Source organism: Streptomyces sp. NPDC048291, from assembly GCF_043201715.1.
Taxonomy (GTDB): Bacteria; Actinomycetota; Actinomycetes; order Streptomycetales; family Streptomycetaceae; genus Streptomyces.
Genome location: NZ_JBICZC010000002.1, coordinates 607,066 through 620,973, shown reverse-complemented (window position 1 = coordinate 620,973; position 13,908 = coordinate 607,066). Strand labels below are relative to the sequence as shown.

The following is a 13,908-nucleotide window of genomic DNA, read 5'->3' as shown; positions in this document are numbered from 1 at the left end:
TCAGCCGGATGCGATCGCGGAGTACGTCCAGACGTCAGCTGGGATCTCGTGCTTCAGTTTCCAAGTGATCGCCATAGGCTTACTCCCGGTGTGCTCCACGTACTCAGCTGGACCCAGCAGCATCCATGGCTGTGCACCGCCGATGTCCGTGCTCTTGTACCGGCGAACAAAGAGCAGCACGTGAGTCCCGTGCACCGTGTGGTGCTGATAGCGCAGGCCGGTGGGCGAGGTCTCCGACGTCTGGTTCTGGGACTCCCAATGGAAAAGGGTCTCGCTCAGCGCATAGTCGTGGTATCGGGTCTGCGGCGAGAAGTCCTTCTCGTCCTTGTCCAGGGTGATGAGAAGCGCATCGGTCTTGATTGACTCGCACCACTTCACCCCCTCACGGAAGTCGCCCGGCATGAAGCCGCCGATAGTGGACTGGCCAAGAGCGGGTAGGATCTCCTCGCGGGTATAGGAAGCGTGCACGGTCAGGGGGACACCTGCATGGTTGCCGCCCCCCAGGAGCGGGATCGGAACATGTTCCGTATGAGCCAGGTTGTACTCCAGGACCTGACGCAACTCACTCCGCACCGCGGGCTGCTTACGCAGTGTGGCGAAGCCAGCGTCGTAATGCGCAAATCCTTTCCTCGTTACGCCACCGAGCGGCCAGAGCTGGAAGAAGAGCATGCGAGCGTATGCCTGTTCCTGTTCGTCGAGCTCATTGTAAGCAGGGGCGCCATCACTCAACAGCCGCGTGTAGGCGGCGACACGCAAGGGGTCGTCGACGTGAAGGAATGAGGAGATGCGCCTAAGAAGCGCCGTTTCCCCCTCTGGCGCCTCCCCCTTGAGGAGGCCGGAGCGGCGAAGCAGCCCCGTCCAGGAGTTGCCGCTCCCTCGGTACAACTCCTTGAGGTCGCGACCGCTCTCGTCCAGATAGCGGTCAAGCATTGGCTCCGCGTAGTCGGCGACCTCGCGCGCCAGCGCTGTGACGTTGATGCCAATCTGCTCCTTAATGTTGGCGATGATGGTGTTCTTCGCCTTCTCCTCAAGGATGATCTGGCAACCGGAGGGCAACTGCGGGAAGTCATGTTCGATATGGTCCAGCAGACGCTTGCGGCTGAGATTGGTGAGTGCCCGGAACTGGTTCTCGAAGCGGAACTCCTTGCGGTGTTGCCCGATGAAATCGAGCACCGTGAGTACGGCCTTGTCCTCCGTGCGACGCAGCCCGCGGCCGAGCTGTTGCAAGAAGACAGTGGCGCTGGATGTCGGACGCAGCAGCAGCAACGTGTCTACGTCAGGGATGTCGAGCCCCTCATTGAACAGGTCGACCGAGAAGATCACCTGCAGCACACCTGACTTCAGGTCGGTCAGTGCCCGCGCGCGCTCATCTGCGGAGGTTTCGCCCGACAGCGCGGTAGCATTGAGTCCGGCTGTACGAAATGCCTCCGCCATGAATCTCGCGTGCTGCACCGACACACAGAAACCAAGCGCCCGCATAGCGCTTGGCTCGACGACCTTTTCCTGGACTGCTTTGAGGATCAGCCTTGCCCGGGGTTCATCTCTCGACACCGTCTTGCTCAACGCGCTGGGGTCATACGCACCGCGTTTCCACTCCACAGCACTGAAATCAGTGTTGTCAGTGATACCGAAGTAGTGGAAGGGGCTGAGGAGAGTATTCTCCAGAGCCTCCCATAGCCGCATCTCAGCGGCGATTCGACCATCGAAGAACTCGTCCTGGATGTTCTTGCCATCCATGCGCTCAGGTGTCGCTGTCAGCCCAAGCAACTCCAACGGCTCGAAGTGATCGAGGATCTTTCGATAGGTCGGAGAGGTCCCGTGATGGAACTCGTCGATCACGATCACATCGAAGTGATCGGGCGAGATTTTATCTAGCGTTCGCGCGCTCAAAGACTGCACGCTGGCGAACACATGCGCCCACCGCTCCGGGATCTCACCGCTATGAAGTGACTCACCGAAGTTCGGATCGACCAAGACGTCTTGATAGGTCCTCAGAGACTGCTGCAAGATCTCCTTGCGATGAGCCACGAACAGTAGACGCAGGTCGCGGCCGTACTTCTTCCGCAGTTGCTTGTAGTCGAGGGCAGCCATGACCGTCTTGCCGGTACCGGTAGCGGCGACCAGGAGATTCCCGTGCCTGCCGTGTACCTCTCGCTCAACCTCCAACCGCTCCAACATGTCGCGCTGGTGCGGGTAGGGACGCACTTCCAGACCAGACAGAGTAATTCGACGCACAGCAGCTGCCGATGATGCGCCGCCTGCGATGGCTAGCGCCTCCTGAAGACGAACGCCGTCCGCTTCCGGGTCATAAATCTCGAAGGAAGGATCACTCCAATAGGCCTCGAAAGTGGCCTCAAACTTCCGCAGTACGTCGGGCGTGGCGATGGAGGACAAGCGTACGTTCCACTCCAAGCCGTCGAGGAGCGCAGTCTTGGACAGGTTGGAGCTGCCCACGTATGCCGTGTCGTAGCCGCTCGCACGGCGGAACAACCAAGCCTTGGCATGCAGTCGTGTGGATCGGGTCTCGTAGTTGACCCTGACCTCAGCGTTGAATTCTGTCACCAGTCGGTCCAACGCGCGGCGTTCAGTAGCCCCGATGTAGGTGGTCGTGATGACCCGTATCGGCACACCTCGCTCATGGGCGGCCCTCAGCGATGGCTCGATGATGCGCAGGCCATGCCACTTCACGAAGGCGCAGAGCAGGTCGACACGGTCAGCGGTGGCTAGTTCAGCGCGCAGCTCGAAGCCGAGGCTCGGGTCCTCCGGTGCGTTTGTCAGGAGTGCTGTGTCGGAGAGCGGTGTAGCAGGACGGATCGCGAAGACACCTCGAGCCTCCTGGCGAGTGAGCGCTAGTAGTTGGCGCGGCCCCTCTGATACAAGGTCGACCCACTCCTTGGCTCCCTCAAGCGTGCTGATGGACTCCAAGATGTGGTTGGCGGCATGGACCCGCTCCTCGGCCGGCAGAGCGTGGAGGACCCGCCGTACGGTTCCGGCGACATGGGTTGCCAAGACGTGAGGAACTGATTCGGCCCCTACCTGGTCGACCAGCGCTCGCCAGCCGAGATTACTGAGTTCCTTGAGTCGTTGCTCAACCCGGAGGGTGATCAACTCCTCGTACACGCCTGCGATGGGGCGCAACGACTCTTCCGACTCTGGCACGTCAGCTCCCTCGATCACTCAGACGCTGTGTCATGTGTAACAGAGGCCACTGACACAGGGGCACGCAGGATCGAGAGTGCCGACTTCGCGCGGGCGCTAGGCCGAATGATCTACGATCCTTGTATGACTCAGGAGAAGCTTGGCAAAATCCTCAGCTCTGTCGCAATGAAAATGCGAGCCGATTTTGAGCAGTCCAAGAATTTTAAGCACAGCGGTGAAGCTGGAACTTCGCGCGAGCTGCTCGTCCGCGAGTTCCTGGCCAACTATCTCCCGTCCCATGTCGAAGCCGTACACAATGCAGAGGTTGTGACCGCTAGCGGAGAAACATCTCCGCAGTGTGACATCGTTTTGACTGACCGGGGCACCCCTCCATTTACCCATCTGGCTGGATATCGGATCATCCCCAACGAATGCGTATACGGGATGATCGAGGTCAAGACCAAATTGGATGGCATTCAACTGGAAGATGCCTGCAATAAGATCAGTAAGCTGCGTGGCTTACCCAAGAAGTCGTATCGCCCCACTCCCGGGATGATTCCAAGATCTACGTCGGCGTACGGTAAAATTCATGACTTTTTTCCGACGTCCGGGATCGTCATTGCTTTCGATAGTCTGAAGTTGGAGACTATTGGCTCGCATCTCGTTGAATGGTGTAATGAGCGAGATGTTGCTGAGTGGCCAGATAGTGTTTGGGTGCTCGGTAAGGGACAACTGCAATGGCAGAATCCGGAGACTGGGCTCATTGACGCGTCACCGGTCCCTGGGGCATCGCTTGTGCAGATAGAAGCGATACCTGCTCAAGACGTCTTGCTAGCCCTTGCACTGCACCTCAATATTCGCTTCTCGGATGCATGGATGAACCCTCTGGACCTTGTCCCGTACTCCGGAGCATCCCTGTTGGGTTCGATGACGCGTCGATGGTCTGGGGTTGGTGTGAAGCATTATTCGCAAACCAAGGCGCTGAAGAATCCCTAGCCGAGTGTCGTGCCGGTGCCATGGGCGAAGGTGCCGTCTTCTGTGCGGTGAATTATTTCGACCTCGTATATTTTGCAGAGGTCGTACATATCCGCATCGGGTTGCGCGGGGAGCAGAATGGTGCACGTCGGGGCACTGGGATTCTGGTCCGTGCTGACATAGCGACTATAGTCCAGGAGTTGACCAAGGGCCATCCTCACATCCTCTCGAGCGTTGGCCCCTTTTACTTCATAGAGTCGGTGTTCTGTGGCGTCGTACAGGTCGGTTCGGAGTGTTGAACTTAGGCCCTTCACCTTTATCTGAAACGCGCCTACCGAGTGACCCAGAGACCGGAGATGCGCAATGTATTGTTGAGTTAGTTCTGCTTCGCGGCGTACTGCTATGAAAGAAGCGGATGCGGAACGCAGGCTCATTTTCGTGTTAAATGCTTCTGGGACCACGAAGGTGCCTTCAGTTGCGGCATTGAGGAGCCTCTTTTGTGATTTCAAATTCCTTCGGTGCTGCTTTGGCGTTCCCAGTGCGCCGCTGGTAGTTGGATCTGACTGAAGCAGTGCCGCCGTGACTGGTATATCTACAAGTTCTGCGATGGTTTTTTCGGCGACCGGAATCACGGTTCTCGATGTGCGACCCATGTTGCTGTCCGATTCCGGGCGCAATCGAAAGACAATTACGTCCCGATCGGGGCCGTCCTCGCTGGGTGCTCGGCGCCAGACGTACGGCTGCAGTTGATCGAGCGTGAACTCCCCAAGGTATTCATGCGTCTTTGTGTCACTGTGCGGCATTTTGCCGAATTGTACGAATACTCTCAGTATTCGCTCTTGTATGGCATGCTGCAGAACCGCCCTGTTCCCGGCGCCGAGGACGCCTTCGAAGGTCTGGTTCCCATTCTTCCCGGCGCCCGTGTACTCGAAGACTGGTCCCAGGTCGTCATCCTCTGCAATCCAGCCGTCGTAGTAGCCCAACCTCTCGCCCACGCTCGGGTCGGAAAACAGGTTGACGGACCGCTTTTTTATGGACGCGCAGATGCCGCCCTGTCCACTGTTTCCGAACACCTTAGAGATCTCGGCCCTGGTGACAACGTCGCCTGGATTTATCGCCGCATCATCCGGTCTGCTTGTCATACTTGGATGATGTCATTGCAGGATTTCAGACTTCCTTGCGGGTGAGCCTTAAGTGATTGACGGGTCGGTCTCGTCCTGTTTGGGCAGCTTTATGTCGAGAAGTCGAGCCACTTTGGTGGCTATTTGGGCTGGATCTTCGTGCTCCCAGAATCGCAGCACCGTCCAGCCTTCCGCGATCAGATGCTCGGTCGTCTTCTGATCACGGGCGATGTTTTGATCCAGCTTGCTGCGCCACCAGTCCGCGTTGGCCTTCGGGCGAGTGGCGTGCTGGGGACAGCCGTGCCAGAAGCAGCCATCGATGAGGACCGCGACCTTGGCCCGAGTGAAGGCCACGTCGATCCGTCGCCGGGGCATGCCCGGCACGGGATACTCCACGCGATAACGCAGTCCGGCCGCGTGCAACAGCCGTCGCACGGTCAGCCCAACATTCGTGTCTTTGCTCGCCTGCCTGCTCATGCGGGCGGAGACGGCAAGAGAGTTGGGGGCGACTTCTGGCACGGGAGCATCCTTCTAGCGTGGGCGGATGGGCGTGTAGTCGACGAAAGGCCTGCCTCACTGGAGTGGGCATTATCGGCACAGAGGTCGCCCGCTTCTTGGCCATTGTCGTTCCTACGCGCCCCGCCTCAAGGGCGCTCCCGCTCCGCGTCCGCGTCGGCTGCGCCGATGGCCCTGCGGGCCACCCTTGACCCGGGCCGCTCCGGCACGGGGTAGAAGCGAGCGGGCGGCCCAGGGAAAGCGGGCGGCTTTCCGGGGTGTGCCTCGGGTGGGCTGCGATTGCGGCCGGGGTGGGGGCGCGTCTGGTGGGTGGGGGCACGCCGGGTGCTTGGGCGGCTTGGGAGCTGCGGAAGGCGTCGTTCGACTGTGAAGTCGGCGATCCGGTCTGCACTGTCCTGCCGATCGTCATGATCGACCCGTTTCTACGCCAAGGGACTCCAGAAACGGCAGGCACGCCGCCTCGACCCGCCGGGCGTCGCAGCGGACGTAGGCGCGGACGTCGTTCCGGGGGTTGCCGTCGTAGATGTCGGTGAGGAAGGCGGTGGGCCTGATGTCGAGGAAGACGTCCTGCCAGGGGTAGCGCCTGCGTGCACCGGGCGGGCCGATGACGGCCCAGGCCCAGTGCAACGCCAGCAGTGCGGTGGCAGGGTCCTGTGCCGGTTCACCCTTGCGGACGGCTCGGAAGACGGCTGCGTGTTCGCTTCTGCTCATCGACTCCCACGTGACGCGGGATTCCTCTCGCGCCCACCGCTGTTCCGACACCAGGGCTCCTTACCGCCTGTCGGGTTTCGTCACGACTGTTCAGGAGTCACTGACGTCGTCGGCGAGGAGAGCGACTCAGGTGGTGGGGCTTCCATGGCACTCCGCGTATGCCGTCTCCACCCCGCACCAGCATTCCGAGCGCTGCTGTGGCGGCCAGGCCACCGCGCGGCCCCGTGCCGCCAGCGTCGTCGCGTACTGCGGGAGCAGGGTCGTGTCGGACGGGGGTGCGCCCTCGGAGGCGGCGAAGGCCTCGTAGGAGGGGACGGTGGCGGTGACGATGCCGAGGTTGCCGGTGCCGGAGACGGACAGTTCGCGGAGGGAGGACTCTATGGTCGAGAGGTGTTCGGGGTGGGAGGGGTACTCCGTGGCCAGGTCCGGGTAGGCGGAGAGGAGTTCCGAGAGTTCGTTCGCCGGCCAGTGCAGGACCGCTACCGGGAAGGGGCGGGAGAGGGCCTCTCGGTAGGTGCCGAGTTCGGCTCGGAGGCGGGAGATCTCGGCCTCCAGCTCCTCCGGGTTGTCGGAGCCCAGGGACCAGACGCGCTTGGGGTCGTGGAGCTCGTCCAGGGAGACCGGGGAGGAGTGGAGGGTGTCGGCGCGGGCGTCCCAGTCGTCGTGGGGGAGGCCGAGCATGCGGCGGACCCGGTGGCGGCCGAAGAGGAGCGGGTGCGTGGCGTAGGGGGGTTCGGCGATGTCCGTCAGGAGGAGGGTGGCCGCCTCCGTGAAGGTGTCGTGCGCCGCTTCCAGCTCGTCGTGGGATTCGAGGGACTCCGCGACGATGACCCAGGGGGCCGGGTCCCGGGGGGCCGTGGTGCGGATGCCGTCGATGATCGCCCTGGCCTCTGCCTCGTGGTCGTACTCCCACAGGTTCGACGCCTTGAGGGCCCGGACGAGGGGTGCGTCCTCCAGGGTGTCCGGGGTGGCGAGGAGGCGGTCGTAGAGCGCGGTGGCGGCGGGGCGGTCGTCGGCCAGTTCCAGGTGGGCCGCGGCCTGCAGCAGCAGTGCTTCCGCGTCCTCGGGGTAGCGGTCGGCGGTCCGCTCCAGGCGTGCCGCTTCGGCGGTGTGGTCGACGTTCTCGGCAGGCGTGTCGGGGCGCATGAACGACACCGTACTGCCCGGCGGTGACAAAGAAGAGATAGAGATGGGGGGTAGTCGGTGCAGTCTGTGCAGTCGGTGGCGAGGGGAGTCGTCCGGTGCGGTTCGAGTTCGACGGGTGCGTCGTGGAGTGGCGGGGGCCCGCTCCGTACTACTTCCTGCCGGTGCCGGAGGAGGAGTGCGAGGAGGTGCGGGCCGTGGCGGGCATGGCCTCGTACGGGTGGGGGGTCGTTCCCGTCGAGGTGACCTTGGGCGGGGTGGTGTTCGAGACGTCCCTGTTTCCGAAGGACGGGGGGTATCTGCTGCCGTTGAAGAGTGCGGTGCGGAAGCCGCAGGGGCTGGAGGCCGGGGACGAGGTGCGGGTCGAGATGCGGGTTCGGGTGCAGTAGGCGGTGGCGGTGGGGGTGGAGGTGGCAGCGGGGGTGGAGGTGGAGGTGGCGGCGGGGGCACGGTGAGCTCCGTGGCCCCGCCGCCGGGGCCCGGTCCGGGCCGGTTCGGGCGGGCCGGAACGGGCCGTTCGGGTCAGATCGTCACGCCGTCGATCTGGAGGGTCTGGACGGCCTTCGCCGCGACCGACACCGCCACCGTCTTCCCGGACAGGTAGGTGTCCGAGTACGACTTGTACGCGTCGCCGCCCGTCGTCACCGTGTTCCAGCGCGGGACCAGGCCGTTCGTGCCGCCCGTCACCGTCGTGAAGCCGGAGAGGTTGAAGGTGAAGGTCTGGGCGGAGGTGGCGGTGTTGAGGGCCACTATCACCAGGCGCTTGGCCGAACTGTCGTAGGCGGCCACCGCGTTGCTCACGCCCGTGTCCAGGATCTTCATGCCGGGGCGGATGTGGCGGCTGAACTGGGCCATCACGTAGTACTTGGTGGTGACCGCGCCGGCCGCCAGGGTGTCCGCGTCGTACGCGATCATCGCCCAGTTCGAGGACGGGTCCATGACCTGCCAGTAGACCCAGGCGGTGGGGTGCAGCCAGCGGAAGTCGTAGAGCAGGTTGAAGGCAAGGGTGTAGCCGGTGCCGTCGTTGTCGCCGGTCTCGGAGTTCCAGAGGGCCTTGCCGGCCGTCGTGACGACGTCGGTGTAGAGGAGGTCGCGGCGGCCGCCCGAGCCCTGGTAGCCGTGGACGTTGACGCGGTCCACGTAGCCCTTCGTGGTGGAGGAGAAGGCGCTCCAGGTGGTGCGGGCCAGGTCGTAACTGGTCTCGTCCGAGGCGGAGATCTTGGTGCTGGTCAGGCCCCGGCTGTTCAACTCGCTGCGCAGATAGGGGAGTACGGCCGACTGGACGGTCGAGTCCATGTGGCAGCCCTCTTGGGTGCCGGTCGCCGTCCACCAGGCGGAGGACGGCTCGTTGAAGGCCTCCACCGTCGCGAAGTTCACGCCCCAGTTGTTCTTGGCGTACAGGGCGACGGAGGCGAGGTGCGAGGCGTGCTGGCGGTAGTTCCAGGACTGGAGGTTGTTGCCGCCGTCGGAGGCGCCGGACGGGTTGTGGTTCAGGCACATCCACCACATGGGGGAGTTGGCGAAGAGCTCGGCCGTCGCGCCCCGGTTGACGGCTTTGACGAGCATGGCGCGCTGGGTGGCGTCCGCCGTCCAGTCCCAGGCCGAGGAGGTGGGGTCCTCGTTGTTCCAGTCCTGCCAGTAGCCCTCGATCTGCTTGAACGCGGGGATGTTCGCGGAGGCGACCATCGACTCGCCGCTCACGCTGTTCCAGCTGCACGCGCCCAGGTTGTAGCGGGCGATGTTCAGGCCGAGGCCGGGCAGCGAAGTGCTGTTGTAGGTCGTCGACTTGGTGGTGAAGAAGATGTCGGCGAAGTCGTCGCGGGTGCCGAAGACGTTGCCCCACCAGGCCAGGGAGGTGCCCCAGCCCTCCCAGGTGCCCCACGAGGTCGACGGGCTGACGGCTATCGTCGCGTCGGCGTGGGCCGTGCCGGTGGCCAGGGCGCTGCCCAGGAGGCCGCCTCCCGCGGCGGCCAGGAGTGTTCTGCGTCGGATCATGGCTGTCTCTCAACCTCTCCGTGCGGCTCAAACACCGGTTCCCGGACCGGCGTCGACTCGTCCCCCCGCATGCCAACACGAAGCATCAGGTGTGGTGCGCGAGGTTGTCGAGGGTTGCGACAGCGGTTTCTGACAGTGGTTTCTAAAACCAGTGGAGGAAGAGGTGGTGGGGAGGTGCGTGGGGAGGTGCGGTGACGGGAGGCCGTGCGGCTCTGGTGAGTTGGCGGCGGGCGCCTTATCGTGCGGGACCGACACGGGGCCGGGGCGGTGGGAGGTGTGCGGTGCGGGTCGTGGGGCACGGTGAGCGGCGGTGGCGGGCCCGGCGGCGGGCGCTGTGGACCGGGGGCGAACTCCTCGTCACGGTGGGCGTGGTGCTCATGCTGCTCGTCGTGCACCAGTTGTGGTGGACCAACCGGGAGGCGAAACAGGGGGCCGCGCGGAAGGTGGCGGCCCTGGAGCGGCAGTGGGGCGGCGGAGGGGCGGTGAACGGCTCCGGGGGATCGGGCGGTGGTGGGGAGAAGGAGGGGTCCGGTGCGGCAGAGGCCCAGGGGCCCGGCGGCGGGCGGCGGCAGACGTCGTACACCACGCGTGTCGTCGCCTCCCAGGCGTACGCCGTCCTCGTCGTCCCGCGGCTCGGGCTCCGTGTCCCGGTCGCCGAGGGCGTCAGCAAGCCGAAGGTGCTCAACCACGGGTACGTCGGCCACTACCCCGGCACCCAACAGCCGGGCCAGGCCGGGAACTTCGCGCTCGCCGGGCACCGGAACACGCACGGCGAGCCGTTCCGCTACCTGCCCCGGCTCCGGCTCCGGGATCCGATCGAGGTCGAGACGGCGTCGGCGACCTACACGTACGTCGTGGACCAGATCCTGCCGCAGACGTCGGCGCGTGATTCGGGGGTCGTACGGGCCGTACCGCGTTCGATCGTGAAGCCGTCGTACGGGTACAAGGAGCCGGGGTACTACATCACGCTCACCACCTGCACGCCGGAGTTCACGTCCCGGTACCGGATGGTGGTGTGGGGGAAGCTGGTGTCGATGAGGCCGCGGGCGTAGCGCCGGGTGCGGACGTCCCGGGGCCGCCGGTCCGTGCGGCTATCCGAGGGGCTTCCGGACATGCCGCGAGCGGGGGACGCGCTTCGAGGGGTATGTCCGTTTCGAGAAGGGTGGTCCCTGGGAGTCCCTGGGAGCCCTTGAAGCCCCTGGAGGCCCCCGCAGGCCTCGGGATCCGTGAGGAGATCGGCTATGTACGCAGTGGTACGGCGGTACGAAGGGGTGACGGACCCCGCCGAGGCGGGACGCCGGGTGGCCGAGGGATTCGTCCCCCTCCTCCGCCAGGTCCCCGGCTTCGTGGCCTACTACTGGGTCGACGCCGGGGGCGGGGTGATGCTCTCCACCAGCGTGTACGACGACCAGGCCGGGGCCGAGGAGTCGGTGCGCAGGGCGGCGGACTTCGTACGGGACCAGCTCGCGTCGCTGCTGCCCAACCCTCCCCAGGTCACGGCCGGCCAGGTCGTGGCCGCCGGGTAGCGGCGGTTCACGCCCCGCGTAGCGGCACAGCCTCCAGTCGAGAAGGCCGGAATCCTCGGGCTTCGGCCCGAGGTGCAAGTCAAAACGACTTCCTCGTCCACCTCGGCATCCCGCGCGCCGTCCTGTCGGCCCGCCTGAAGACGCTCACCGAGGAGGGGATCCTGGAGAAGCGCAGGTACCAGGAGTCGCCGCCGCGGGACGAGTACGTCATCACCGAGCGCGGCATCGAGCTCTTTCCCGTCCTGCGCACCCTCGCCGTCTGGGGGCGCGAACACCTCATGGACCGCCGGCTGCGCTACTTCCGTCACGTGACGTGCGGGACCGAACTCGGCTTGTACGGCGAATGTCCCGCCTGCGGAACCGTCGTCCCCGTCGCGGACGTCCTCATCACGCCGGGCCCGGGACTCGACCCCGACCCGGCGGACCCGGTCAGCCGGGCGGTCCTGGAGCCCAAGAGGCTCCTGGAGCCGCTGGAGACCGATCAGGTATAACGATCATGTGTGACCGGTTGAAGTGAGAGCAGTGAGAGTGAAGGGGGGAGGGGCGCACGTGAATCGCCGCTGGGCCGTGCCGTCGCCCCGTCCTGTCGCCCTCACGCTCCTGCTGCTCCTGCTGTTCGACCTGCTGCTGCTCGACTCCGGCAGCCTCTTCACCACCGTCGCGCTCGCCGCGACCGCCGCCGCCGGCTCGGCCCTCGCCCTCTGCTCGGTCCTCGCCGCCCGCTCCGCGCCCGCCGTGCCGCCCACCCGGGTCCGTACGGCGATACGCGACCGGGCCCGGCGTACGGCCTTCCTGCCGCAACGCGACCCGGACGCGAAGGGCCGCAGCCGCCCGCGAGCACCCGGACACGCCCTCCCGGCGACCCCCGCGTAGACCACCCCGGTCCCCTGGCCCCGGGTGACCTCGCGTGCGTCGTCATGCCGTTCCACCTCTTCACCACGGCACGCACGGCACGACGAGACCCCCGGAGGGCTCCCACCCATGTCCGCTTTCATGTCCGATTTGATGTCCGTGTTCGCGGGGCTGGTCGAGCAGCTCGCCGATCTGCTCCAGCCGCTCTGCCACGCCTCCTCGGCCGCCGCCGCGATCGTCCTGTTCACCGCGCTCGTACGACTGCTCGTGCATCCCCTGTCCCGGGCCGCCGCCCGAGGCCAGCGCGCCCGGGCCGCGCTCCAGCCGAGAATCGCCGAGCTGCGCGAGAAGCACGGGAAGAACCAGGAGGCCCTGCAGAAGGCGGTGCTGGAACTCCACGCGGCGGAGAAGGTGTCGCCGCTCTCCGGCTGCCTGCCGGGACTGCTGCAACTGCCCGCGTTCTTCGTGCTCTACCACCTCTTCTCCAACTCGACCGTCGGCGGTCACGGCAACGGTCTGCTGTCCCATGCGCTGCTGGGTGCTCCGCTCGGCGGGCGGTGGAGCGACGTCCTCGCCGACGGCGGGTTCGGGAGCGGCGCCGGGCTGGTCTATCTGGCGCTGTTCGCGGTGGTCGCCGCCGTCGCCACCTTCAACTTCCGGCGCGCCCGGCGGACGACGGCGGCAGCGGTGCCGGTGGGGGTGCCGGGCGAGGGGGACCAGCAGGTGCCGGGGATGGGCGCGGTCACCAAGGTGATGCCGTACCTGTCGTACTTCACGCTGATCACCGTGGCCGTGGTGCCGCTGGCCGCCGCGCTGTACGTGGTGACCAGCACGACGTGGAGCGCGGTGGAGCGCGCCGTGCTGTACAGGTGAGGACCTCGGTGCCTACGGTCCAGTACATGAACAGGCTCTTGCCCGCTGCACGTTCATCTTGGAGGATCGACCAGTCCTCCGATGGCTGCACCCATCGGCCGGGCGACTGCTGTCAAGGGAGATGGTGACGACCATGAAGCTGCTGCGAGTCGGTACAGAGGGTGCGGAGCGGCCCGCGCTGCTCGACGCCGAGGGTGTCCTGCGGGACCTGACGGGGATCGTCGACGACATCGACGGGGCGCTGCTCGCCGACGCCGCGGCGCTCGGGCGGGTCCGGGCCGCCGCCGAGGCGGGGGAGCTGCCCGCGCTCGACGCGACCGGGCTGCGGATCGGGCCGCCGCTGGGGCGGATCGGGAAGGTCGTGTGCATCGGGCTCAACTACCACGACCACGCCCGCGAGACGGGGGCCGAGCCGCCGGCCGAGCCGGTCGTCTTCTTCAAGGCCGCGGACACGGTCGTGGGGCCGAACGACACCGTGCTGGTGCCGCGCGGGTCGGTGAAGACCGACTGGGAGGTGGAGCTGGCGGTGGTCATCGGGCGTACGGCCCGCTATGTGGCCGACGACGAGGATCCGCTGGCCTACGTCGCCGGGTACGCCGTCGCGCACGACGTGTCCGAGCGGGAGTTCCAGATCGAGCGGGGCGGGACCTGGGACAAGGGGAAGAACTGCGAGACGTTCAACCCGCTCGGGCCGTGGCTGGTGACGGCCGACGAGGTCGGCGACCCGCAGGACCTGTCGCTCAGGCTCTGGGTGAACGGCGAGCTGAAGCAGGACGGGACCACCGCCGAGCAGATCTTCCCGGTCGCCGAAGTCGTGCGCTACGTCAGCCGGTTCATGGTGCTGTACCCGGGTGATGTCATCAACACCGGGACTCCGGCGGGGGTGGCGCTGGGTGCGCCTGAGCCGAAGCCGTTCCTGCGGGCCGGGGATGTGGTGGAGCTGGAGATCGCGGGGCTCGGTCGTCAGCGGCAGGAGTTCAAGGACGCGTAGGCGCTCCGCTGCGAGGGTCGGGGAACTGCGCCGGTCGGTCGGCTGCGGGCCGGATGTGGCTGGTCGC

13 protein-coding genes and 1 pseudogene are annotated in these 13,908 nt (G+C 65.7%); 8 read left to right on the top strand and 6 right to left on the bottom strand.

All coding sequences use genetic code 11. The features are described from left to right. Positions 1-3,159 (bottom strand): DUF3427 domain-containing protein, encoded by a 3,159-nt coding sequence (locus tag ACGF5O_RS07080; protein WP_393808864.1) that lies wholly within the window; start codon positions 3,157-3,159, stop codon positions 1-3. Between the two features lie 123 nt (positions 3,160-3,282). On the opposite strand from ACGF5O_RS07080, the gene ACGF5O_RS07075 reads away from it, so the two are divergent. Then, entirely contained in the window at positions 3,283-4,134 is an 852-nt protein-coding gene (locus ACGF5O_RS07075; RefSeq protein WP_393808863.1) for a DUF6602 domain-containing protein, read from the top strand. On the opposite strand, the gene ACGF5O_RS07070 is transcribed toward ACGF5O_RS07075, so the two are convergent. The 4 genes from ACGF5O_RS07070 to ACGF5O_RS07055 form a co-directional block, all read right to left on the bottom strand. Continuing rightward, positions 4,131-5,255 carry a hypothetical protein gene (locus ACGF5O_RS07070; RefSeq protein WP_393808862.1) on the bottom strand — a complete coding sequence of 375 codons (1,125 nt, stop codon included), beginning with the start codon at positions 5,253-5,255 and terminating at the stop codon, positions 4,131-4,133. The genes ACGF5O_RS07075 and ACGF5O_RS07070 overlap by 4 nt on opposite strands. A 48-nt stretch (positions 5,256-5,303) precedes the next feature. After that, positions 5,304-5,711, bottom strand: a complete 408-nt coding sequence (locus tag ACGF5O_RS07065) for a very short patch repair endonuclease (RefSeq protein WP_393808984.1) — start codon at positions 5,709-5,711, stop codon at positions 5,304-5,306. 444 nt (positions 5,712-6,155) lie between these two features. Continuing rightward, the gene (locus ACGF5O_RS07060; protein ID WP_393808861.1) at positions 6,156-6,461 is read right to left on the bottom strand and encodes a hypothetical protein; all 306 of its coding nucleotides are present in this window, start codon (positions 6,459-6,461) and stop codon (positions 6,156-6,158) included. A 126-nt stretch (positions 6,462-6,587) separates the two neighbouring features. Further along, positions 6,588-7,607, bottom strand: a complete 1,020-nt coding sequence (locus ACGF5O_RS07055) for a hypothetical protein (RefSeq protein WP_393808860.1) — start codon at positions 7,605-7,607, stop codon at positions 6,588-6,590. A 95-nt stretch (positions 7,608-7,702) separates the two neighbouring features. Between ACGF5O_RS07055 and ACGF5O_RS07050 the strand changes: the two genes are divergently transcribed. After that, complete coding sequence (locus tag ACGF5O_RS07050) at positions 7,703-7,993, top strand: DUF1905 domain-containing protein (protein ID WP_393808859.1); 291 nt, start codon at positions 7,703-7,705, stop codon at positions 7,991-7,993. A 133-nt stretch (positions 7,994-8,126) separates the two neighbouring features. Here ACGF5O_RS07050 and ACGF5O_RS07045 read toward each other — a convergent pair whose 3' ends face one another. After that, positions 8,127-9,599 carry a beta-1,6-galactanase gene (locus ACGF5O_RS07045; protein ID WP_362586589.1) on the bottom strand — a complete coding sequence of 491 codons (1,473 nt, stop codon included), beginning with the start codon at positions 9,597-9,599 and terminating at the stop codon, positions 8,127-8,129. A gap of 290 nt (positions 9,600-9,889) precedes the next feature. On the opposite strand from ACGF5O_RS07045, the gene ACGF5O_RS07040 reads away from it, so the two are divergent. The 6 genes and pseudogenes from ACGF5O_RS07040 to ACGF5O_RS07015 all read left to right on the top strand — a co-directional run bounded on the left by ACGF5O_RS07040 (position 9,890) and on the right by ACGF5O_RS07015 (position 13,841). Further along, positions 9,890-10,651: a class E sortase gene (locus ACGF5O_RS07040; protein ID WP_393808858.1), complete on the top strand. Its 762-nt coding sequence runs from the start codon at positions 9,890-9,892 to the stop codon at positions 10,649-10,651. Positions 10,652-10,840: 189 nt separating this feature from the next. Next, positions 10,841-11,125, top strand: a complete 285-nt coding sequence (locus tag ACGF5O_RS07035) for a hypothetical protein (protein WP_393808857.1) — start codon at positions 10,841-10,843, stop codon at positions 11,123-11,125. 83 nt (positions 11,126-11,208) lie between these two features. After that, positions 11,209-11,616 (top strand): annotated as a pseudogene (locus ACGF5O_RS07030) (winged helix-turn-helix transcriptional regulator); the annotation flags it as partial. A gap of 58 nt (positions 11,617-11,674) precedes the next feature. Further along, positions 11,675-11,998, top strand: coding sequence for a DUF6412 domain-containing protein (locus ACGF5O_RS07025; protein WP_393808856.1), 324 nt, complete (start codon positions 11,675-11,677; stop codon positions 11,996-11,998). A gap of 120 nt (positions 11,999-12,118) precedes the next feature. Beyond that, positions 12,119-12,850: a YidC/Oxa1 family membrane protein insertase gene (locus ACGF5O_RS07020; RefSeq protein WP_393808855.1), complete on the top strand. Its 732-nt coding sequence runs from the start codon at positions 12,119-12,121 to the stop codon at positions 12,848-12,850. 133 nt (positions 12,851-12,983) lie between these two features. Further along, complete coding sequence (locus ACGF5O_RS07015) at positions 12,984-13,841, top strand: fumarylacetoacetate hydrolase family protein (protein WP_393808854.1); 858 nt, start codon at positions 12,984-12,986, stop codon at positions 13,839-13,841. Positions 13,842-13,908 lie beyond the last annotated feature (67 nt).